The 22460-nt window shown below is 44.8% G+C and carries 22 protein-coding genes; 18 read left to right on the forward strand and 4 right to left on the reverse strand.

Going from position 1 to position 22460, the window contains the following annotated elements; all coding sequences use genetic code 11:
• Window positions 1-26: 26 nt before the first annotated feature.
• The 18 genes from QR722_RS06065 to QR722_RS06150 all read left to right on the forward strand — a co-directional run bounded on the left by QR722_RS06065 (window position 27) and on the right by QR722_RS06150 (window position 18098).
• Window positions 27-1193 carry a sensor histidine kinase gene (locus tag QR722_RS06065; RefSeq protein WP_286286215.1) on the forward strand — a complete coding sequence of 389 codons (1167 nt, stop codon included), beginning with the start codon at window positions 27-29 and terminating at the stop codon, window positions 1191-1193.
• The gene (locus tag QR722_RS06070) at window positions 1190-2533 is read left to right on the forward strand and encodes a sigma-54-dependent transcriptional regulator (RefSeq protein ID WP_286286217.1); all 1344 of its coding nucleotides are present in this window, start codon (window positions 1190-1192) and stop codon (window positions 2531-2533) included. The genes QR722_RS06065 and QR722_RS06070 overlap by 4 nt, the downstream gene beginning before the upstream one ends.
• A 239-nt stretch (window positions 2534-2772) precedes the next feature.
• Window positions 2773-3102 (forward strand): flagellar hook-basal body complex protein FliE, encoded by a 330-nt coding sequence (gene fliE, locus QR722_RS06075; RefSeq protein WP_286286219.1) that lies wholly within the window; start codon window positions 2773-2775, stop codon window positions 3100-3102.
• Between the two features lie 18 nt (window positions 3103-3120).
• The gene (gene fliF / locus QR722_RS06080; protein ID WP_286286221.1) at window positions 3121-4824 is read left to right on the forward strand and encodes a flagellar basal-body MS-ring/collar protein FliF; all 1704 of its coding nucleotides are present in this window, start codon (window positions 3121-3123) and stop codon (window positions 4822-4824) included.
• Window positions 4825-4832: 8 nt separating this feature from the next.
• On the forward strand, window positions 4833-5867 hold the full coding sequence (gene fliG, locus QR722_RS06085) for a flagellar motor switch protein FliG (RefSeq protein ID WP_286286222.1): 1035 nt from the start codon (window positions 4833-4835) through the stop codon (window positions 5865-5867).
• Window positions 5868-5910: 43 nt separating this feature from the next.
• Window positions 5911-6702, forward strand: a complete 792-nt coding sequence (gene fliH / locus QR722_RS06090) for a flagellar assembly protein FliH (RefSeq protein WP_286286224.1) — start codon at window positions 5911-5913, stop codon at window positions 6700-6702.
• A 2-nt stretch (window positions 6703-6704) separates the two neighbouring features.
• The gene (fliI, locus tag QR722_RS06095) at window positions 6705-8039 is read left to right on the forward strand and encodes a flagellar protein export ATPase FliI (RefSeq protein WP_286286226.1); all 1335 of its coding nucleotides are present in this window, start codon (window positions 6705-6707) and stop codon (window positions 8037-8039) included.
• Window positions 8039-8485, forward strand: a complete 447-nt coding sequence (gene fliJ / locus QR722_RS06100) for a flagellar export protein FliJ (RefSeq protein ID WP_286286227.1) — start codon at window positions 8039-8041, stop codon at window positions 8483-8485. Before fliI ends, fliJ begins: the two co-directional genes overlap by 1 nt.
• A 107-nt stretch (window positions 8486-8592) precedes the next feature.
• A complete protein-coding gene (locus QR722_RS06105; RefSeq protein WP_286286229.1) occupies window positions 8593-10911 on the forward strand; it encodes a flagellar hook-length control protein FliK in 2319 nt (772 codons plus the stop codon).
• Window positions 10912-11004: 93 nt separating this feature from the next.
• Window positions 11005-11529 carry a flagellar basal body-associated protein FliL gene (fliL, locus tag QR722_RS06110; RefSeq protein WP_286286232.1) on the forward strand — a complete coding sequence of 175 codons (525 nt, stop codon included), beginning with the start codon at window positions 11005-11007 and terminating at the stop codon, window positions 11527-11529.
• 40 nt (window positions 11530-11569) lie between these two features.
• The gene (gene fliM / locus QR722_RS06115; RefSeq protein ID WP_286286234.1) at window positions 11570-12628 is read left to right on the forward strand and encodes a flagellar motor switch protein FliM; all 1059 of its coding nucleotides are present in this window, start codon (window positions 11570-11572) and stop codon (window positions 12626-12628) included.
• Between the two features lie 27 nt (window positions 12629-12655).
• A complete protein-coding gene (gene fliN, locus QR722_RS06120) occupies window positions 12656-13081 on the forward strand; it encodes a flagellar motor switch protein FliN (RefSeq protein WP_286286236.1) in 426 nt (141 codons plus the stop codon).
• Window positions 13041-13532: a flagellar biosynthetic protein FliO gene (gene fliO / locus QR722_RS06125; protein WP_286286238.1), complete on the forward strand. Its 492-nt coding sequence runs from the start codon at window positions 13041-13043 to the stop codon at window positions 13530-13532. The genes fliN and fliO overlap by 41 nt, the downstream gene beginning before the upstream one ends.
• Window positions 13525-14274, forward strand: coding sequence for a flagellar type III secretion system pore protein FliP (fliP, locus tag QR722_RS06130; RefSeq protein ID WP_286286240.1), 750 nt, complete (start codon window positions 13525-13527; stop codon window positions 14272-14274). Before fliO ends, fliP begins: the two co-directional genes overlap by 8 nt.
• Window positions 14275-14285: 11 nt before the next feature.
• A complete protein-coding gene (gene fliQ / locus QR722_RS06135; protein WP_286286242.1) occupies window positions 14286-14555 on the forward strand; it encodes a flagellar biosynthesis protein FliQ in 270 nt (89 codons plus the stop codon).
• 3 nt (window positions 14556-14558) lie between these two features.
• Complete coding sequence (gene fliR / locus QR722_RS06140) at window positions 14559-15344, forward strand: flagellar biosynthetic protein FliR (RefSeq protein ID WP_286286246.1); 786 nt, start codon at window positions 14559-14561, stop codon at window positions 15342-15344.
• A 9-nt stretch (window positions 15345-15353) separates the two neighbouring features.
• Window positions 15354-16478, forward strand: a complete 1125-nt coding sequence (gene flhB, locus QR722_RS06145) for a flagellar biosynthesis protein FlhB (protein WP_286286248.1) — start codon at window positions 15354-15356, stop codon at window positions 16476-16478.
• A gap of 354 nt (window positions 16479-16832) precedes the next feature.
• On the forward strand, window positions 16833-18098 hold the full coding sequence (locus tag QR722_RS06150) for a Xaa-Pro dipeptidase (RefSeq protein ID WP_353506900.1): 1266 nt from the start codon (window positions 16833-16835) through the stop codon (window positions 18096-18098).
• Between the two features lie 56 nt (window positions 18099-18154).
• Here QR722_RS06150 and QR722_RS06155 read toward each other — a convergent pair whose 3' ends face one another.
• From QR722_RS06155 to QR722_RS06170, 4 genes are all read right to left on the reverse strand, one after another.
• Window positions 18155-18826, reverse strand: coding sequence for an HAD family hydrolase (locus QR722_RS06155; protein WP_286286249.1), 672 nt, complete (start codon window positions 18824-18826; stop codon window positions 18155-18157).
• Between the two features lie 354 nt (window positions 18827-19180).
• Window positions 19181-19894, reverse strand: coding sequence for a DUF3379 family protein (locus tag QR722_RS06160; RefSeq protein WP_286286251.1), 714 nt, complete (start codon window positions 19892-19894; stop codon window positions 19181-19183).
• Window positions 19887-20444, reverse strand: a complete 558-nt coding sequence (locus tag QR722_RS06165; protein WP_286286253.1) for a sigma-70 family RNA polymerase sigma factor — start codon at window positions 20442-20444, stop codon at window positions 19887-19889. Before QR722_RS06165 ends, QR722_RS06160 begins: the two co-directional genes overlap by 8 nt.
• Window positions 20445-20584: 140 nt before the next feature.
• The gene (locus tag QR722_RS06170; RefSeq protein ID WP_286286255.1) at window positions 20585-22441 is read right to left on the reverse strand and encodes a DUF885 domain-containing protein; all 1857 of its coding nucleotides are present in this window, start codon (window positions 22439-22441) and stop codon (window positions 20585-20587) included.
• Window positions 22442-22460: the final 19 nt, after the last annotated feature.

Here is a 22460-nt window from a genome sequence, read left to right on the forward strand (position 1 = left end):
TTAGTATTTTTTGACGTGAGGAAAGTATGGCGCTTGGTAATGCATTACGTGAGTCATTTAACAATATCCTTGTTAGCGCTGATTTTAGCAGCGTAGAGGCCACAGATACCCGCGGATCCGATACTAAAAATGTATCTTTGCGAGAGTTTGAACAATTGCAAACTCAGGCAACCCGCTTAGAGCATTTGTTGCAAGTGATGCCAGCCGGTGTGGTAGTGGTGAATGGACGAGGTATTGTCAAACAAGCCAACGCCGTTGCCAAAGATTTACTCGGTGAGCCACTGGAAGGTCAGAAATGGCGAATGATCATCAGTCGTTCCTTTAAGCCGCAGGCGGATGATGGTCATGAAGTGTCTTTGCACGATGGCCGGAAAGTAAAGCTTTCCATTACGCCTTTAACACAAGAGCCTGGCCAATTAATTGTGCTAACGGATCTTACCGAAACACGACAATTGCAGCAACGAATCGGACATATGCAGCGTTTATCTTCTTTGGGTAAAACCGTCGCATCTATTGTCCACCAAATTCGAACGCCTTTATCGGCAGCATTGTTATATGCGTCCAATTTAGCTAGTAATAAGTTAACCGACGCCGCCAGAACACGCTTCAGTGAAAAGTTGATCCTAAGACTAAAAGATTTGGAGTCACAGGTTAATGACATGCTGTTGTTTGCTAAAAGCGGCGAACAACAAGTGGTGCAGAGTTTAGACATTGACACTTTGTTTAACGACGTATATCAAGCATCAGAAAACATGTTAAGCCAATCCAATGCAACGTTAAGCATAAAAACCTCACAAAATTCTGGCCGCATATTAGGCAATAAACCGGCCTTGGTCGGGGCAATACAGAATTTAATCCATAACGGAATACAAGTGCAAAAAGACGCACCACATATTCAATTACGTGCCTACAGTGAAGCTCAGTCAGTATTTATCGAAGTGGTGGATCATGGTCCAGGCGTCGAACCCGACAATATGCCGCATATTTTCGAACCCTTTTTCACCTCAAAAAGTCATGGTACTGGGCTGGGACTTGCGGTGGTTGCGACCGTTGCTAAATCACATGGCGGCACTGTCAGTGTTCACAACTGTGCTAGCAAAGGGGCGTGCTTCACCATGCAACTGCCGATGCATATAGACAATCAGGCTGTTCAAGCCCAATCCTCAATACAATCTTTAGGAGAGCAATTGTGAGTCAAACTACAATATTAATTGTTGAAGATGATGCCGGCCTCAGAGAAGCGTTAGTCGATACACTTTTGCTAGGTGGTTATGCTGTTATTGAGGCCGATAGTGCTGAACAGGCCATGATCAAACTAGGTACACAGCAGGTCGATCTTGTTGTCAGCGATATTCAAATGGGTGATATGAACGGCTTAGCGCTGCTCAGAAGTATTAAGAATAAGTTTCCCAACATGCCTACTTTGCTGATGACAGCTTACGCCACCATTGACGATGCAGTTCAAGCGATGCGAGACGGTGCTACAGATTATTTATCTAAACCTTTCAGCCCTGAAGTACTATTAAATTTAGTTGGACGCTACGCCCCGGCTCAACAGGTTGAATCACGTAATCCAATTGCCGCGGATCCGGTCAGCCGTAAACTACTCGAATTGGCGAAAAAGGTAGCCACATCAGACGCTACTGTAATGGTGCTGGGCCCAAGTGGGTCAGGCAAGGAAGTATTAGCTCGCTATATACATGATCAATCCAATCGCAGCGAACAGCCCTTTATAGCGATTAATTGCGCCGCGATCCCCGAAAACATGTTAGAAGCGACCCTGTTCGGTTATGAAAAGGGTGCCTTTACTGGTGCGCTTCAAGCTTGCCCCGGCAAATTTGAACAAGCCCAAGGTGGTAGTATATTATTAGATGAAATTACCGAGATGGATTTAGCCTTACAAGCTAAGCTTCTTCGTGTATTACAAGAAAAAGAAGTGGAACGCTTAGGGGGACGTAAGACCATTGCCCTTAATGTGCGAGTCATCGCTACCAGTAACCGCGATTTACGTCAAACCGTTGAAAGTGGCAGTTTTCGAGAGGATCTATACTACCGACTCAATGTGTTTCCACTCATGTGGCATCCACTTGACAAGCGCGCTGGCGACATTGTGCCTCTAGCTGAGCATATGATAGAGCGCCACTTCTCTGGTGCGGGTAACCCGCCGGTATTGAGCGCATCAGCACGCAGTAAATTGATGCAACATAGCTGGCCTGGCAACGTGAGAGAGCTGGAAAATGTTATTCAACGGGCGCTGATCTTAACTGATGGCCAAAGTATAGAAGCCACAGATTTAATGATTGAAGTGGAATCTGGTCAGGCTCAAATGCACGATAGCCCAGGGCTGACAGAAATAGATGAAAGTAAGCTGGGAAGTGAGTTGCGCCAACAAGAACACCAGATTATTTTAGATACCTTGCAGTCGTGTAACGGACGTCGCAAAGATGTGGCGGAACGTCTGGGTATCAGCCCTCGCACGCTAAGATACAAACTGGCTAAAATGCGCGAAGTGGGTATCGAATTGCCCGCTTAAGTTGCCCATTGCCAATCCATATTGCCTAGAAGCCGCTCTTGCGGCTTTTTTGTTATTTAGCTTGCGTACCACAGCTACGCTAGTCAAATAAATGGCGTCCAATATAACTAACTGATTAATATAGATTATTAATATTTGGCACTCCACTTGCTTAGTCTCTTCAATAACACTAAACCTACAGCTAGTTGTTCGGTTATTTGACGTCTTAAGACTTTAACCAACTCAACTCGGAGAATCACATGGAAATTAAAGCACAATCTTTGTATCAAGAAATGCAAGCGATGGCTTCTGGTGCCAAAATGGAAATTGGACCATTAACCCCGCAAGCAGAATTCAATCCATCTTCGAAAAACTTTGCTGAAATGTTAGGTAGTGCAATCAATACCGTAAATGACATGCAACTTGATTCTAAAGATAAGCAAATCAAGTTTGAAATGGGTGATAAATCACTGAGTTTGGCAGATGTGATGATAGCGAAAGAAAAATCCGGTATTGCCTTTGAAGCCACCGTGCAGGTACGCAACAAAGTCATGGAAGCTTACAAGCAAATCATGAACATGCCAGTCTAATCAGTAAGAGGATAAAACGTGGCTGAGGCAACGAGTACAGATCTCGCAATTAGTGATAACGATGCCTACTCAGATTCTTCTGAGATGGAGCAAAAATCCGGTTTCATGGATGCGATAGGCAGTGCGGACCTGATGCGCCAATTAACCATAGTGGTTGCGTTGGTTATCTGTATTGCAATTGCAATATTTATTGTCCTTTGGGCACAAGAGCCAAATTATCGACCGCTGGGAAAAATGGAAACCCCTGAGCTGATCGAAACCCTTGATTATCTTGACGCTAATTATCCGGATTACAAATTAGAAGGCAGTGTGGTTTTTGTTAGAGAAAGCGACTATAAAACCATTAAACTAAATATGACTCGTCAGGGTCTGTCTACCTCATCTACCATCGAAGGCTCAGAAATTATCATGCAAGACATGGGTTTCGGAGTCAGCCAACGTGTGGAAAAAGAACGCTTAAAGCACGCCAGAGAACAACAAATAGCCCGAACCATTGAAGAAATCAATGGCATCAAGCGCGCTAAAGTACTGCTAGCCATGCCGGTTGAAAATGTATTTGCCCGCCGCGAGAAAAAAGCCAGCGCAACTATTGTCGTGACATCTGCGCGAGGCAGTTCAATTTCAGCCCGTGAGGTGGATGCCATAGTAGATATAGTAGCATCTGCCGTACAAGGGATGGAGCCAAATCGCGTGACGGTTACCGACAGCAATGGTCGCCTACTCAACTCTGGCTCTCAAGATGCCGCTTCCGCCCGTTCTCGTAAAGAATATGAAATGGAAAAACAGCGGGAGTCGGCCTATTTAGAAAAGATAGACTCCATATTGATTCCAGTGTTAGGACTGGGAAATTACACTGCACAGGCGGATGTGACTATGGATTTCACCGCGGTGGAACAAACTCAGCGTCGTTATAATCCTGATTTGCCCGCGGTGCGCAGTGAAATGTTAGTGGAAGAAAACAGTATAGGCGGTGTTATTGCGGGTATCCCCGGTGCACTTACCAATCAACCACCATTGGATTCAACCATTCCTGAACAAGCTGGTGGGGCGAGCAGCGCTGCGGCTTTACCGGGCAGAAATTCCAAAGAAGAGACGCGAAACTACGAGTTGGATACTACGATTAGTCATACCAAGCAGCAAACGGGGATCATAAAACGGTTAAGTGTGTCTGTGGCGGTCGATTATATTAATGCTACTGCTGAAGATGGCACAGTGACTACCAATCCCCGCGCTCAGCAAGAGCTGCTCAATATTCGTCGTTTACTCCAAGGTGGTATAGGTTTCGATGTGACCCGCGGTGATTCCTTGGAAGTAGTCAGTATCCCATTTAGCAAAGATGATGATTATGTACCAGTTGAAGTACCTTATTACAAAGAAGATTGGTTTGCACAGACGGTTAAAGTTGCTGCGGGTGCGTTGATCATAATTGTGTTAATATTTGCCTTAGTCAGACCTATGTTGGGTCGTCTGATAAACCCTCAAGATACAACGCAAGGTGATGACTTTGATGTAGACAGTGCACTAGATTTAGGTGATGAGACCATTAGCATGCTGTCCCAAGAGTTTGACGAAGGTCAAGTAGGATTTGCCGCTGACGGGTCGTTAATGTTGCCTGATCTACACAAAGATGAAGATGTGCTTAAAGCAGTAAGAGCATTGGTGGCGAATGAGCCAGAATTGTCTGCCCAAGTAGTCAAAGGTTGGCTACTACAAGACGAATAGGTTAAGTTATGGCTGATGAAATAGTTGAATCCAGTAGTTACGATGTCGGCAAACTTGAAGGCGTAGATAAAGCCGCCATCTTGTTGTTGAGCTTGTCTGAAGAAGATGCCGCCCAGATTTTAAAGCATCTTGAGCCTAAGCAAGTGCAGAAATTGGGTCAGGCAATGGCACAAATCGATGATATGACACAGCCCAAGATTACCTCTGTGCATAAACACTTCATTGAAGAAATTCAGAATTACAGCACCATAGGCTTCCAAAGCCAAGACTTCGTTAAGCGAGCACTAACCGCTGCGTTAGGTGAAGACAAAGCTGCTAATCTAATCGATCAGATATTGATGGGCAGTGGCGCTAAGGGCCTAGATTCATTGAAATGGATGGATTCCAAACAAGTTGCCAGTATCATTCGAAATGAACACCCGCAGATCCAAACTATCGTTATGTCTTACCTAGATGCTGAACAATCCGCTGAAATCCTGTCACAGTTCCCAGAGAAAGTACGCTTAGACTTGATGATGCGCGTGGCGAACTTGGAAGAAGTTCAGCCTGCTGCATTACAAGAATTGAATGAAATTATGGAGAAACAGTTTGCCGGTCAAGCGGGTACCCAAGCAGCTAAAATGGGCGGCTTGAAATCAGCTGCAGATATTATGAACTACCTCGATACGAATATCGAAGGTCAGTTGATGGATGCTATCCGTGAGCAAGACGAAGAAATGAGCCAGCAAATTCAAGATCTTATGTTCGTATTTGATAACTTGGCTGACGTGGATGACAGAGCGATTCAAGCTATCTTGCGTGAAGTGCAACAAGACTCTCTACTTAAAGCGATTAAAGGTGCTGACGAAGAGCTCAAAAATAAAATCACTAAGAACATGTCTAAGCGAGCCGCTGAGATGCTTATTGACGATCTTGAAGCCCTTGGGCCGGTGCGCATTAGTGAAGTGGAAACGGCCCAAAAAGAAATCTTATCGGTGGCACGACGTTTGGCTGACTCTGGCGAGATCATGCTCGGCGGCGGCGGCGGCGAAGAGTTCTTATAATGGTATCCCATCAGCATAAATCGACCCAAGGGTTGTCAGGACTATGAGCATTGAGGGTGTGAACGACCAAGATCTGAGTGACGAAGAGATCTCTGCCTGGGAGCTTCCCTATATTGAAGCCTCCACACCAGATGACGATACAAAAACCAATGCATTCAATCGCCGCAGTAACTGGAAATATGAACCCCCAGAGCCTGAACAAGAAATTTTACCCCCCACGGCCGAAGAATTAGCTCAGATAAGAGAGGCTGCTTATCAGGAAGGTTTTGAGCAAGGTAAGCAAGAGGGGCATGAAAAAGGTCTGGAAGAAGGCCTGCAGCAAGGATTGGAGGAAGGTAAAGAGAAAGGTTACACCGAAGGTCATGAACAAGGTCTCAGCGCTGGAGAAGAAGAGTTAAAACAACATATCGAATCATTGAGTGGGGTATTGGAACATCTACATGAACCCACAGCGTCGGTGGATCAACAACTTCAATCAGAATTGGTCAAGCTAGCCGTATCCCTTGCTAAGGCTGTTATTCGGGTAGAGGTTAACACCTCAACTGAAGTCATATCTCATGCTCTGGCTGAAGGCCTTAAAGTTTTGCCTATTCAAGAATCCAGTTATCAAATCTTGATGAATCCAGAAGATATCGCCCTTATAAAACAGAATTTTGATCAACAACATATAGACAAAAATAACTGGATATTTATTGACGCACCGAACATGTCTCGAGGCGGCTGTGATATTAGTACGCAAAATAATGCAGTAGATGTTTCAATTGAACGACGGATCAAAGATGTACTTGACCGATTTTTATTAGAACAAGGCCTGCAAGATATCGAAGCTGATTAGTTATGACGGAAACCCTGTTAAATAAAATAAAATCACTGCAGACCCAAGTACCCTCAGTACCTAGTATTGCATCGGGTAAATTGGTCCGTGGTATTGGTTTGACCTTAGAAGCGGTGGGATGCCAGATGCCGGTGGGTAGTCAGTGTTTGGTGCAAACCATTGACGGACAAATCGAAGCCGAAGTGGTGGGGTTTGCTGAAAATATAACTTACTTAATGCCTACCGAAGCGGTAAAGGGCATAGTGCCTGGTTCTCGAGTTCAACCATTGACCCGCGAGCAGGGACTGCCAGTAGGTATGTCTTTACTTGGTCGAGTGGTAGATGGCAATGGGCAACCTTTAGATGGTCTAGGCGCAATCAAAGCCGAAAAACGCGTTCCCTTAAGTCGCCCGCCGATGAATCCGTTATTACGTCGCCCGATCAACCAGCCATTAGATGTCGGTGTCCGTGCAATAAATTCAATGATCACCGTGGGCCTTGGTCAGCGTATGGGACTGTTTGCCGGCAGTGGTGTGGGTAAAAGTGTGCTCTTGGGTATGATGACTCGCGGCACCAGTGCAGATGCAGTGGTGGTTGGTCTCGTGGGCGAAAGGGGCCGAGAAGTAAAAGAGTTTATTCAAGATATACTCGGTGAAGAAGAACGAAAAAAATCAGTTGTGGTAGCGGCTCCCGCTGACACCTCGCCGTTGATGCGACTCAAAGGCTGTGAAACCGCCGTCACAATAGCCGAATATTTTCGCGATAAAGGCATGAATGTATTACTGTTGGTCGACTCCTTGACCCGCTATGCCATGGCGCAAAGGGAAATAGCCTTAGCGGTGGGTGAGCCCCCTGCGACTAAAGGTTATCCGCCTTCGGTATTTGCTAGATTACCTGCGCTGGTTGAACGTGCTGGTAACGGTATGGAAGGGCAGGGCTCAATAACTGCATTTTATACCGTGCTAACTGAAGGTGATGATCTCCAAGACCCAATTGCCGATTCAGCACGGGCCATTTTGGATGGCCATATTGTTTTGTCACGGAAAATGGCCGATTCAGGTCATTATCCAGCCATAGACGTGGAAGGCTCAATCAGTCGGGTTATGCCGATGGTGGTTAGTGACGAACATTTAAAAGCCAGCCGGCGCATCAAGCAGGTATATTCGAATTACCAACAAAATAAAGATTTAATCAATATAGGCGCCTATTCAAAGGGGACAGACCCCAGAGTTGATTTGGCGATTGCCGCAGAGCCTGCCATCAATGCGTTTTTACAACAGGGTATGAAGCAAATCTTGCCTTATGATGAAAGTCTCGAAGCTATGGTGACCTTGGCGAGAGGTCTAGGGAACGGCTAATGGCAGAAAAACAACTAGAGCTGGTTGCGCGCTGGGAGAGAGAAAAAGAAGACCGACTGGCGAGAGATTTTCAGTTAGCTCAGCAGCACGCGCAACTCAACAAGCAAAAGTTAGCTAGCCTGGAAAGTTATAAGCGGGACTATTTGAACCAAACCCAATCGGTATCTACTAAGCCGTTAGGGGTTCAGCAATTCACCCAACTGCACTCATTTATTGGCAAGCTAGACAAAGCTTGTCTACAGCAAATGCAAGTTCATAGGCAGTCTCTACTAGTGGCAGAGCAGCGAAAAGGGCAATGGTTAGAGCAACAGCGTAAACGTAAAGCGGTCGAAATGTTATTAGACAAAAAACGCCTAGAAAAACACTTAGCCGAAGATAGAATTGAGCAGCAATTGCTTGATGAGTTGTCGACCCAACGATATATCCGTAAGCAGTTTTCTGGTTAGTTTTGGTGTTTCTTTGCGGTGTTGGAACAGTCTTTGCTCTGTTCATCAATAATACTGTTAGAAACATTGATTTGAGCGCTGAAACAGTGCCAAAACGGGAATAAAAGATGCAAGATATTGCCACTACTAAATCAGAGTTTGCCGCTTTGCCGTCTAAGATTCAAACCTTTAGCGAGGACAATCGCAATGGAAATTTTGAATTTAGAGCCTTGTTGCAAGAAGTAAAGCCGCTTTATCATCAGCCGGTAGAGCCCAGAACTGAACAGGTAGAACGTGCTTCATCCCCAGAGCACATAGAGCGAAAAGTCAGTCGTCAAACTAGTCCAGCCCAGCCGCGCAATGTTGAACAGCATCGTCAACCAAGAGCGGGAGATGATAGTCGCCAAGGTGACACCCGCGACACAGACAACAAGACCGATAAATATAATGTCCGCGAAAATACGTCATCGACACTATCTGCAAGTGAGCAACAAAAAGCGGCGAATAAAGAACGTGCTGCTGATGCTGAAAGTACAGAGTATGAGCAAGTTAAGACCGCACATCAGTCCAATATAAAAGATCAGCCACAATCAGGCTCTGAGCGCTCAGCGTATGAAGCGGAGCAACACGCCGGGTCAGAAAAAACGAACAGCGATGAGATAATTAAACAGGGACTTGGTGAAGAGCAGCAACAAATCGCGCTAGCATCCCTTGTGCCAGACCCATTACACAATATTGCCCAGCAACAAGATACCTCTGATAAGCCTATTTCAACTGAGGGCGAATCAATTGACGGGCTTGTAGGTGAAGTAGCTGAGCCGGCGCAATTTTTTGATTGGTTGGGGCTGCTGGAAAAAAGTAAGAGTACTGAACTTGCACAAAGTATCAGTCATGCCCTTAACTCTGACCCTCAAGCCAAGGCTGATACAGACCTTAGCAATTTATTGGGCAAGCAAAGTGCTGACGGCGCAGTAAATGGTGTTGACCTGTCTTTGCGCAACAGTTTAAATGTAAGCTCTGAGCTAGGCGCTGCGAATACTTCTGCTAGCGCTGGTGACGAAACAAATCTTGTTATTGAACAACATAATGTCACTCTACCGGTCGCCGGTACAGACAATTTGAGCCCTTTAGAACAGCTACTTGGAATGCTAGAGAAAATCCAGCCAGTGGCTGTTCAAGACAGCCAAGGCGAGGCTGGCGGGCTAGCACTAGAAGGTCAGATGGATGATTTGCAAGTCGCTTTGCAAAAGCTGTTGGATGCATTGGCGGGCGAGGGTAGTCAAGGGGGACTAGATAATCAAACTCAAATCGACTCATCGATAATATCAACTCCAACTGATTTATTGGGCAATAAGCCCACGGCTTTGACCACTGAGAATACTAACCAAGCATCCACTTCAAGTGAACCCTCTGAGTACAATGCAAACTTGGCGCTGATAGCAAATTTATTGCGCGCCGAGCAGGGCCGCAACCTTGAAGAATCAAAACCACAACATACTGAGCAAGTGAATACGGCCACTCTCGCTGATTTAGGGGCTAAGCAAGCAAGAACCGATGCGGCCGCTAAACAAGCTAGCACAGTTACATCCGCCGACCCAGATCTGGTCAGAATGTTAGAGTTTCCTGCTGAAAAGTTAGATATTGCGATTAATAATCTTGCCCAGCGTTTAGGTTTGGGCGACGAGACAGCAGCGCCCCAAAATAGTCAGTTTGTTGCAGCAATTAAATCTGGCTTGGAAGAATTCAAAGCACAGTTGAAGCAAGGTCATCAGCCAGCAATTGATTTTAACGCCCTTGTTGCTCAAACCATGGAAAAGGTATCTGTAGCAGATATCAATATGGAAAAGTTAGGAGCGACGTTAAATCGGTTCAATCAAACCCTTGAAATCACCTCTCAACTTAGCGCTAAATCTGATGTAAGTCATTTGCTAACAATGATTGAGAAAACTAGCGCAAGAGAGAGTCAAAGCCAGTCGGTGTTGCTTTCAAACAAGCAAAGCCAGCAACAAGTAGCCCAATTTGATAAGGCGGTAAATATAACCCGCAATGAAGGGTTACAACAAATGACAGAAAAAGTCCGCTGGATGGTATCGCAAAATAATTTGCAGGCAGACATTCGTCTAGATCCACCTGATTTAGGTTCAATGAAAGTGCGGGTGAGTATGTCAGGCGATACAGCTACTGTGAATATTGTGGTGCAATCCCAACAGGCGCGAGATGTCCTAGACCAAGCTGCACCGCGTTTACGTGAGATGCTAGAGCAGCAAGGTATTGAACTTGGCCAATCTAGCGTGCAACAAGAGCAAAATGAAACAGCAGAGCAACAAGGTGATTCACAATTTGCTCAGTCATCTCAATCACCAGAAGATATGACAGTAGATGAAAGTCTAGTGGCGGAACAAAAAATCAACAATGGTCGTATCGGAGGGATAGATTATTTTGTTTAATCGGCATTAATCTGCAACTTATCTCAATCAGACGTTGCGATTTACTGACACAGGCAGATAATATCTAACCTGAACTTTATTACAGAGCGAATTATGGCTGAAGAAGAATTACAAATGGAAGAAGGTGGCAAGGGCAAGAAGATGATGATTATCATCATTGTTGCTGTCTTACTGATTGGCAGCGGAGCAGCGGCGTATTTCTTAATGGGTGGTGATGATGAGCCGGTTGCCGTTGAAACTGCTGAAATGCCAGAAGGTACAGGTGATGCGGCTCCTGCTGTTAGTGGTCCTAATAAAGGTACAGCGTTATACGTAGCAATGCCCAGACCATTCGTCTTTAACGTGCCTGGACAAGGTAAAGACCGTCTGGCGCAGATTAAAGTACAATTGATGGTACGTGGAACAGATAATGAAGAATTAGCCAAAATGCACGTACCCTTGATTGAAGGTACGTTATTAAGAGTTTTCAGTAGCGCCAATGCTGACGATTTAGTCACAGAGGCAGGCAAGGTGTCGTTACGTGACCAAGCGGCCCGTGAAGTACAAAAAGTGCTTAAAGAGACCATTGGCAACGAAGTGGTTGAGCAAGTGTTATTCACTGGGTTTGTGATGCAATAGTCGCAAATTACATAATGCAACATTCAAAGCGAGCAAAATAGTGAGCGATTTATTATCACAAGACGAAATTGATGCTTTATTACATGGCGTCGACGATGTTGAAGAGGACGATGGCGAGGCTCTTGAATCGGAAGGTTCAACCCTAGACTATGATTTCTCTTCGCAGGATCGTATTGTGCGTGGACGAATGCCTACGTTGGAAATCGTAAATGAACGTTTCGCCCGGCACATGCGCATTAGTTTATTCAATATGATGCGCCGTTCGGCAGAAGTTTCGATCAACGGTATTCAGATGATTAAGTTCGGCGAGTACATTCATACCCTGTTTGTGCCTACTAGCTTGAATATGGTGCGATTCAGACCACTAAAAGGGACTGGGTTGATCACCATGGAAGCGAGGTTGGTGTTTATTCTTGTTGATAACTTCTTTGGTGGGGATGGCCGTTACCATGCCAAAATTGAAGGACGGGAATTTACTCCGACGGAACGTCGTATAACCCAAATGCTGTTAAAGCTTATTTTTGAAGATTACAAAGAAGCTTGGGCTCCGGTTATGGATGTATCTTTTGAATATCTGGATTCGGAAGTCAATCCTGCCATGGCCAATATTGTCAGTCCGACAGAAGTGGTGGTAATAAGCTCATTCCATATTGAATTGGATGGCGGGGGGGGCGACTTTCATGTGTCGCTACCTTATTCGATGCTAGAGCCTATTCGCGAGCTGTTAGATGCCGGTGTACAAAGTGATAAAGAAGACACCGACTTGCGCTGGAGTAAGGCCTTAAGAGACGAAATTTTAGATGTCAATGTGGCGATATCAACCCATATGATGGATTTGGAAGTTACTCTCAAAGACATCATGGAATTCAAAAAGGGCGATATCATTCCGATTGAAATGCCCGATCACATTACGGTATTGATTGAAGAGTTGCCTACATTCAGAGCCAAATTAGGGCGCTCCAGAGACAATATGGCGCTTAAAATTACTGAAAAAATTCCAAGACCCACTTCAGTTAAATCTGAATTGCAGTTATTAACGAAAGGCGGACGTCGAATAGATAGTGACGCCGAGCTATCTGTTCTTGAAGATGATCTATGAGTCGTCTGCTAACTAAGGTGAAAAATTATGAGTGATAATGACGGAATGGACGATTGGGCCGCAGCGATGGCCGAGCAGGCTGACGAAGAAGCGGCAGCCGAAAACAAACCTGATATTGGGGCCAATGACCTTGATGTATCGGTGGCAGAGCTGGATGAGTTATCAGAAGATAAGCCTATTACCCAAGAAGAAAAGAAGAAACTCGATACCATATTAGACATACCTGTGACCATTTCTATGGAAGTGGGGCGTAGCCATATAAGTATCCGAAATTTACTGCAGTTGAACCAAGGTTCAGTGGTCGAATTAGACCGTGTCGCGGGCGAACCCCTCGATGTGTTAGTAAATGGCACGTTGATTGCTCATGGAGAAGTAGTAGTAGTCAACGACAAATTTGGTATTCGCTTAACAGATGTTATTAGTCAAATCGAGAGAATCAAAAAGCTCAGATAGAAAAAATCCAATTAAAACATGGGTTTGGACTACTCTTGGCCCATGTTTTTTTATCCCCTTTGGGGCCTTTGCAGAGGCCCAAAGCCTCTCTAATCCCACTTCTATAGCGTCAATATTCCTATCGCTTTTACTGGTTATAGCCATTGTATTTGCGTTGGCTTTGTTGATGCGTCGGTTTAATGTCACTGCCAGTGGTAATGGTCAACTCAAAGTTGTCGCCTCTATGGTGGCTGGCACCCGCGAGAGGGTGATGGTGATTGAAGTGGGCCAGGAACAACATTTAATTGGAGTAACTGCTACAAATATCAATCACTTAGCTAAACTAGATACGCCTTTGGATAGCCCTGAGAAATCCGCTACCGCCGTCAGTTTTAAAGACAAACTGACGGTTGCCTTGGCTGGAAAAATACAATCTGGAATGGCAACAGCCAAAGGGCAGTCCAATGTTTAGACTCCTGTGTATATTATTTGGTGTCACTTTATTGGCGCCCTCAGAGGTATTCGCCGCGCCTGGGCTGGATGCTTTGACGGTAACGACTAATCCCGACGGTTCGCAAGACTATACGATGACATTGCAAGTTCTGGCGATAATGACTGCGTTAAGTTTATTGCCTGCTTTCATCATGATGATGACATCGTTTACGCGGATTATTATTGTATTGTCTATTTTGCGCCAAGCTATAGGTTTGCAACAATCTCCATCAAACCAGATTTTGATCGGGGTGAGCTTGTTTTTGTCAATGTTCATTATGGCTCCGGTGTTTGAACAGATAAATGAAAATGCCCTTCAGCCTTATCTGAATGAAGAGATGACCTCGATAGAGGCCTACGAGCAAGCCAAACTGCCTATGCGTGCTTTTATGTTGTCCCAGACACGTATCAAAGATCTTGAGACCTTTGTGGAGCTAGGTGGCATGCAAGACCAATTCGACGAGCCGTCAGAAGTTCCTATGAATGTGCTTATTCCAGCTTTTGTAACCAGTGAATTAAAAACGGCTTTTCAGATTGGATTTATGCTGTTTATTCCCTTCTTGATTTTGGATCTGGTGGTGGCATCAATTTTGATGGCCATGGGTATGATGATGTTGTCGCCTATGATTGTATCCCTGCCTTTTAAGCTGATGCTATTTGTGCTGGTGGATGGTTGGAACCTAATCTTTGGCACCTTAGCCAATAGCTTTGGCTTAGGGTAGCGGAGAATAATATGTCACCGGAAATGTTCGTTGAAATACTCAAAGAAGCGCTACAAATGGTTATTTTGTTGGTATCGGCAATTATTTTACCGAGCCTGTTTGTGGGTTTGATTGTTGCGGTGTTCCAAGCTGCCACTTCAATTAATGAGCAAACTATGAGTTTCTTACCACGCTTGATCGTTACTTTGCTTGCGCTGAGTTGGGGCGGTCACTGGTTGGTACAAAAAATCATGGATTTCACCTTCACTATGGTGGAACGTATCCCTGAAGTAGTTGGCTAATCGATGGAATTTGCGGCCACCACTATTACTCAATTTATGGCTGACATGCTGTTACCTTTTATGCGTGTGTCAGGTCTATTTGCCGCTATGGTGGGACTGAGTGCAAAGTCGGTTCCCACCCCGATCCGCAGCTTACTAACCCTGTTTTTAACCTTGGTGATCATGCCAGTTGTTCCTCCTGTGAATATGGGAGAGATGTTGTCGGTGGGTACCTTTGTCTTGATCATTCAACAACTTATCATAGGTATCGCCATTGGTTTTATCTCCGCAATGGCGCTGGAAACCTTTGTGCTGGCAGGTCAGGTTGTCGCTATGCAAACAGGCTTGGGCTTTGCTTCTATTGTTGACCCCGTCAATGGCATTAATGTCCCAGCGGTAGGCCAATTTTATCTGATTTTAGCCACGCTACTTTTTTGGGGGCTTGACGGGCATCTAGCCATGATAAAAATGATCGTGTTGAGCTTTGAGGCTTTCCCTATTGGTGAAGCCTGGTTTCAGCCCGAGCAGTTTAAGGCGATAGCTCATTGGGGGGGGTGGATGTTTGTTGCTGCCGTGACACTTTCCCTTGCCCCAATTGTGTCCTTACTGATCGTCAACTTAGCCTTTGGGGTCATGACCAAAGCGGCGCCGCAGCTAAATATCTTCAGTATTGGATTTTCCATTGCACAAATCATGGGCCTGATCATTATTTGGTTAACTTTAGATAACTTTACCCATCACTTTGAAGTGCAGTGGGAGAGGGCGCAGTTATTAATGTGTGACTTGGTGCGCGTATGCGGCAACTACTAGGTGAATTAGATGGCTGATTCGAGCGAAAAAACAGAAGACCCCACCTCCAAAAAAACCGGCGACTCCCGAAAAAAGGGACAGATTGCCCGTTCAAAAGAGTTGTCAACCACCTTGGTATTGGTCGGCAGTGCTGCGGCCTTTATTCTCATGGGAGAGCAAATTGCCACCGCTATTTTCCAAGTTACCCAGCGCACTTTTACCTTGTCCCGTGACGAGACCTACGACTTTAATCACATGTTCCAAGCCTGGGGTTATGCTTTTGAAACCATCAGCGTGCCGGTACTAATCTATATGTTCATTGCCTTAGTGGCCGGTGTTTATGGCACCATCGCTTTAGGTGGATATAATTTCACGTGGCAGGGCGCGGCACCTAAAGCCAATAAACTCAATCCCTTGGCGGGCATTAAGCGCATGTTTGGCATGAATGGCTTGGTTGAACTACTTAAAGCCATCGCCAAATTTATTGTGGTGGCGTCTATGGCCTATGGTTCACTGCTTTTGTTTCAAGATGAAGCCCTACATTTGGACATGGAGCTTTACCCTAGAAACTTATTTCACGCCATGGAATTAATTTCTTGGGCATTTTTGATGTTGTGCTGTGCTCTGATCCCCATAGCCGCTTTTGATGTTCCTTATCAAAGCTGGAAACACAACAAAGAAATGAAAATGACCAAGCAAGAGGTCAAAGACGAACGTAAAAACTCTGAAGGTGATCCGCAAGTTAAAGGTCGCATCAGACGCTTACAATATCAGGCTGCGGCCAAACGAATGATGCAAGAGGTGCCCAAAGCCGATGTGGTGGTCACTAACCCTACTCACTATTCTGTGGCATTAAAGTACGACCCCAATGGCGAAACCGCGCCCATATTGGTGGCCAAAGGCAGTGATGAGTTAGCCATGCATATTCGTAAGATCGCCGGAGCCCATGGCGTACCTATTGTTTCTTCTCCCCCCTTAGCGCGGGCGATTTTCCATACCACGGAGGCGAACCGAGAAATCCCTGAGAAACTCTTTATGGCAGTGGCGCAGGTCCTAGCCTATGTTTATCAAGTTAAGGCATTTAAAAAGGGTAAAGGTAAGCGTCCACCGCCACTGCGTAAAGATTTGCCTATCCCAGAAGATATGCGTTATTAACGATCAAAAAGCTTTTTAAACAGTATTAGGTTATATCGGGCGTGTTTATCTCCTTTTGAGCATAAGGTTTAACTTTAAAATTGAGCAAGATAAATGTCGGTTAAATTTTATGTCGTAGAATTGACCAGTTGAGCGATTTTATTGAATCGCGTACAGCAAGAATAGATCCTGCACGCTCAAAACCCTTAATTACCTATCGTGTACTTTACTAACTAAGGTCTAATCAGTGCTGAAGTCTGCTCAGCAAGTTTCATTGTGTTGAATAGAGGGGGGCGTTATATTTATTGACAATTGTGCGCTGCAATGTGATGGTTTTTAACAATATTCCTTGCCTAACTCAACTGGAGAATCACCTTGAATCGCCTGCTCATACTATTCTGCATTATATTTTATACTGCCACCTCAGCTTTGGCTAAAACCGTTTTAATTGCTGATGCATATGTTGATGTTGTGTCCGGAGAAAGGGTCCAACAGGCTCGGATTGAAATAGAAAATGAACGAATTGTAAAGGTGCAAAGCACTTCTAACACCAGCATTGATGAAGGGGACACGCTGATTGATTTGCGCGGCTACACCTTGCTACCAGGCATGATTGATATGCACGTACATTTAACCTCTTCAGCAACGGAACATGGTCTTAGAGGCTTAGTAACATCGCAAACTAGGAAGGTATTGAGGGGCGTAAAGCACGCCGAACAAACTTTATTGGCGGGCGTGACTACAGTACGTAATTTAGGTGCCGCTGAATTTATAGATATTGCCTTAAGAGATGCTATCAAAGATGGCGATTTCATTGGGCCACGCATGTTTGTTTCTGGGCCCTCTTTGCAAATCACCGGGGGCCATGGTGACAATAATATTTTACCTCATGATATTCCGACTAGCACTCGCGGCCTGGTAGATGGGCCTTGGGCAGGGGTTAAGCAGGTGCGGGAAAATGTGAAATACACTGCTGATGTGATAAAGGTCAAAGCAACCGGTGGTGTTTTGTCTAAAGGTACTAAGGTTGGTGCGCCGGAATTGTCTTTGGAAGAAATGAGCGCGATTGTGACTGAGGCTCATCGAAGAGGCGTAACAGTGGCAGCGCATGCTCATGGTACCGAAGGTATATTTAACGCGATTAAAGCCGGTGTAGACTCCATTGAACATGCTAGCTTTATTGATGAGGAGGGTCTTAAGCTAGCCAAAGAAAAAGGCACTTATCTTTCCATGGATATTTATGTAACAGAGTACATTTTAGGCGAAGGAGAAGCCGCTGGCATCTCCCCAGAAAGCCTGGCAAAGGAGCGTTCGGTGGGCGGCATACAACGGGATAATTTTCGAAAAGCAGTAACAGCCGGTGTCAATATGGTGTTAGGCACCGATGCAGGGGTGTATCCCCACGGAGATAACTTAAAGCAGCTATCCAGAATGGTGACTTACGGTATGACGCCGATGCAAGCCTTACAGGCAGCTTCTATTAGTGGAGCTAAGTTACTGGGCCAAGAGCAAAATATCGGTTCTTTGAGGGTGGGGCGCTACGCTGATATTATTGCCGTTAAGGGCAACCCATTAGAAGATATTGCAATTTTAGAAAATGTAGATTTTGTTATGCAAGGTGGAGAAGTCGTAAAGCAATAGCTTAGCCTCGTAAAGGGAAGTTGCAGTACAGTGAATTCGAGTTTGGCAGACTTAGATCAAGCCGGATTGAGACTGCAATCAGAAAAAGAGTCTGTTAACCATCGGCTTAAACTCTCTTTGGGAGGCAGCAGGATCGCGCCTTGGGGACAACGTTTGCACAAGGCTTCTGTTTCCGGATGAAATAAGGTTGTCATGCCTGCAGCCAAGCCTGCTTTAGCGCCAGTGACACTATCCTCTATGACTAGGCATTGGTTAGGGGCGATTGAAAGGGCCGTAGCGGCGGCTAAATAACCTTCAGGGGCTGGTTTACCTTGGGCTACGTCATTGCGACTAACGGTGATGTGGAAATAATCATTCAGGTCGGTCACCTTGAGACTTAAATCTACTTCGTCACGGGTAGAATTGGAGACTAGCGCCATAGGAACACCTCTGGCTATCAACGTATCCAGAATAGTTTGGCGGTTTTTGAGGAGTTTAATATCTTTGCAATAGGTTAGGTAATATTTCCACTTTAAGCTGTTCCACTCATGCAGAGATAGATTAAGCCCAGTTACCTCACGCACCACCTGGTGGACTTCCACATAACTTGCACCTAACAGCCGGTCATGAATATTGGTTAGAACTGTGCTGCCAAGGGATGTCATCGCAGCGCTGAGAGCTTGTTGGTGAGCGGGTTCGCTGTCTATCAGCGTGCCGTCCATATCCCATAAAATAGCTTTTAATCTCATCTAGTCTCCATAATCTTTTCACGAGGGTAAATTAGGTGTTTTTTAATAAATCTTGGTCGGCCACTATCTGGTTTTTGATTTGAGGCGTTTTTGAGTTCAATCAATTTAGCATATCCCACACCGCTGCAGAATTTAAACGCAGTAGGCTTAGCTATTCTGAATCAGGGCGAATGATAATCTAACGCCACAGCTTAGGCTTAAGCTTGGAATAGCTGTTCACTTCTAAGATTACTTTAAACCTGTGAGGTTTAATTTAACTCCTAGGGGCAACATCACCCTACAACCTGGCGTTAATAGATGTAGTACCCCCTGACCTATTGTTACTTTGGATCCTCTGTGCCTAGGCTGCTTACATTATGCGGAAAACAACATATTTTGTTTTAGCTTATACTTGACCTGTTCAAGAGAGTGGCCTTTTTCACCTACCATGATGATGCTGGCATTGGTGGTATCGAACATCTGTCCGGCCATCTTGTTATCTGAAAAATTCTCTTGTAACTTGAAGTCTTCATCGTGTGGCACAACAAACACAGTAACCTTGTTGCCGCTGCCGTCTTCTAAAACCATATGATAGCTGCGAACATTATCAAAGGTACAGAAACCAGCAAAAAATATCCGTCCAACTTTGTGTTTAAATTCAGCCCCTAAACTGGCCAATTGTACATTTACTTTATCAACGCTTATGTCACCGTTTGCTCTCAACGGGTAGCCGTCAGCTTCATGGTAAACGTGTGCTAGTGCGTGTTCACCTAAATAAACACCACTTTGTTGTTGCCACACAGTGATGCTGATACCAATTGCGAAGGCAATAGAAGCGGCTATGGCCAAGTGGATCCGACTACGTTTCTTTTGCACGTTATGGCTTTCCAGCGCCTGCCGTAAAATTAATTTATGGGCTAACCCTTCAGGCACGTCAACCTTACTGGCTTGCAATATAGCCGCATCTAATCGATTGATCTCGTTCCAAAATTCTTGTTTTTTGGGATCATCCGCGATGGCTTGTTTAATCTCATCACTAGTTGAATTTGGCTCGGCATAAATGGTACGACGAAATTGTAAATCATCCATTATTATAACCTCTGCTGCTGTCTGCTTTTTCTAAAGCGTCTTTTAATTGATTGCGAGCTCTGAATAAACGGGTCATTACCGTATTCTTATTTAGATCGAGTTGCTCAGCTATCTCATCACCGGTATAGCCGAATAAAATTTGTAACATCAAGGGTTCACGATATTCTTCACTTAGATTAGCCATCAGGGCTCTGAGTTCTCGGTGTTCTATCTCTGTTTCATTAGAAAGACCTTCATCGACCAGAGATACATCATCCATGTCTACTAGATCGAATTGTTTACGTTCAAATCGACGTGCATTTTCTCGTCTCAAAATGGTTATTAACCATGACTTAGCGGCTTTTTCCTCTTTCAAAGAATCCAACGACTTCCATGCGCGAAGGAAGGTTTCCTGCACGATATCCTCAGCAATGGCTTTGTCTTTCACCAACCAATACGCGTAGCGAAAAATGTCACCGTGCAGCGCATGTACTAGCGCCTCATAGCGTTTTTGTTTATTTACCATGTCCTCAGAGACCGAGGCTTGGCTGGATTGCTTTCGCGAAAACATAAGACGGCTAGCCTTTTTTATATAAAACGATGATTTCAATGGCTTTTTAAAAAATCTATTACTCATCAAACTATCAGCAAGTCATATTAAAAAATCCGGTTAAAACCGGATTTTTTTAATACCTATAAATTAATTAAAGCCTACTTCTGGCTTTCAACCCAAGACTTTATTTTGTTTTCTAATATATTCAACGGCACTGGCCCATCTTTCAATACTTCATCATGGAAACCACGGATATCAAATTTATCACCCAATGCTTGCATGGCATATTCACGTAATTCCATAATTTTAAGCTTACCTATCATATAGGCCGTAGCTTGTCCCGGCATAGCAATATACCGCTCGATAGCTTTTACAGAATCATTTTCAGGGTTGGGTGTATTGTCTACCAAGTATTGAATTGCCTCTTCGCGGCTCCACTTTTTGGCGTGAATGCCGGTGTCAACCACTAGTCTGCACGCCCGCCATAGCTCCATTGCTAGGCGACCGAAGTCTGAATAAGGGTCTTTGTAAAAGCCCATGTCTTTGGCCAGCTCTTCACTGTACAAGCCCCAACCTTCGGTGTAAGCCGTAAAGGATACATACTTTTGAAATTCCGGGATCCCTTCTAGTTCTTGCGCAATGGCGCGCTGCATATGATGGCCTGGAATGCCTTCATGATACGCTAATGCTTCCATTTGGTAAGTGGGCATATCTTGCATAGCATAAAGGTTGGCGTAGTAAATACCTGGTCGAGTGCCGTCTTTTGATGGGCTCTGATAAAAGGCTTTTCCTGCAGATTTCTCGCGAAATTCTTCAACCCGCTTGACTATCATTCTAGCTTTGGGAGTGAGCCCGAAATACAGCGGTAATTTGGCTTCCATCTCATCTATCAATGCCTTGGCATCGTCCAGATAAGCTTGGCGACCTTCGTCGCTATTAGCATAATAAAACTGCTTGTCGGTACGCATAAATTCGAAGAATTCTTGCAGCGTCCCCTCAAAATTTACCTGTTGCATGATGTCTCGCATTAACGTATGAATACGATCTACATGCTTTAAGCCGATATCATGTACTTGTTGCGCGGTAAAATCTGTTGTGGAGAACCAAGCTAAACGGTTGTTATACCAGTCATCAGCTTGGGGCAAGCGCCAAACCCCATCTCCTTCGGGGGTCAATGTGCGCTGCAATTCAAGCTCGGCAATTAGGCTTTTATAAGCGGGTAGCACTGACTCTTGCAGTGCGTCTCTTGCGCTGCTGATCAGTCCGCTTTTTTCAGCATTAGACAGTTCTAATTTATCAACTTTGCTTTTGAAGTCTTGCCAAATTGTGGAATCAGTTGCCGATTCCTCAAACGGGTTGCCACTGATTACGTTTTGGGATGCCTGGATCATTTGATCATAAGACCATTTTGGCGGGAATACGCCCAATTTCTGACGGATCTTAAGTTGTTCAATGACTTGTTTAAATAACGGATCCACACCTTGTAGACGAGACACGTAATCTTCAGCGTCTTTAGTGGAATCGACAGAATGAATATTAATTAAAAAGCTCGGTACTACAGTATGGAATGCTCTGAATTGATGCATTATATAAGTATGGTGACGAAATTCGTCGTTGGCGATCCTGCGCTCAAGATCAACCTTGGCTATTTGGATACTCAATTTTTCTTGATCCGAGAGTTTTGATTGATCAAAACTGGCCAAGGTGGCTAGACGGGATTCGCGAATTTCCTGCTCTTCATCACTGCTGGTTTCACTGATATCGTCCCATTTATCATAATCCCATTTGTAACCAAGGTAGCTTTGGTACAGCGGAGAGCGCTTTAGATCTTGCTCGAAGGCGTCTGCAAAAAACGCAGCTAACCTTTGGGATTCTGTTTGATTATTTTGCTGGTTAGACGCTTCAGTTACCTGCTGTTGAGGGGTTTGGGTAACATTTTGCTCTTCTGATTTAGAACATCCCACCATTGCAAGCGCCATCATGCTAAGGGGGAATAGAACGGCAATTTTTTTCATAGTGTATTTTCCTAACGTA

Origin of the sequence: Aliiglaciecola sp. LCG003 (assembly GCF_030316135.1) — a bacterium.
GTDB lineage: Bacteria > Pseudomonadota > Gammaproteobacteria > Enterobacterales > Alteromonadaceae > Aliiglaciecola.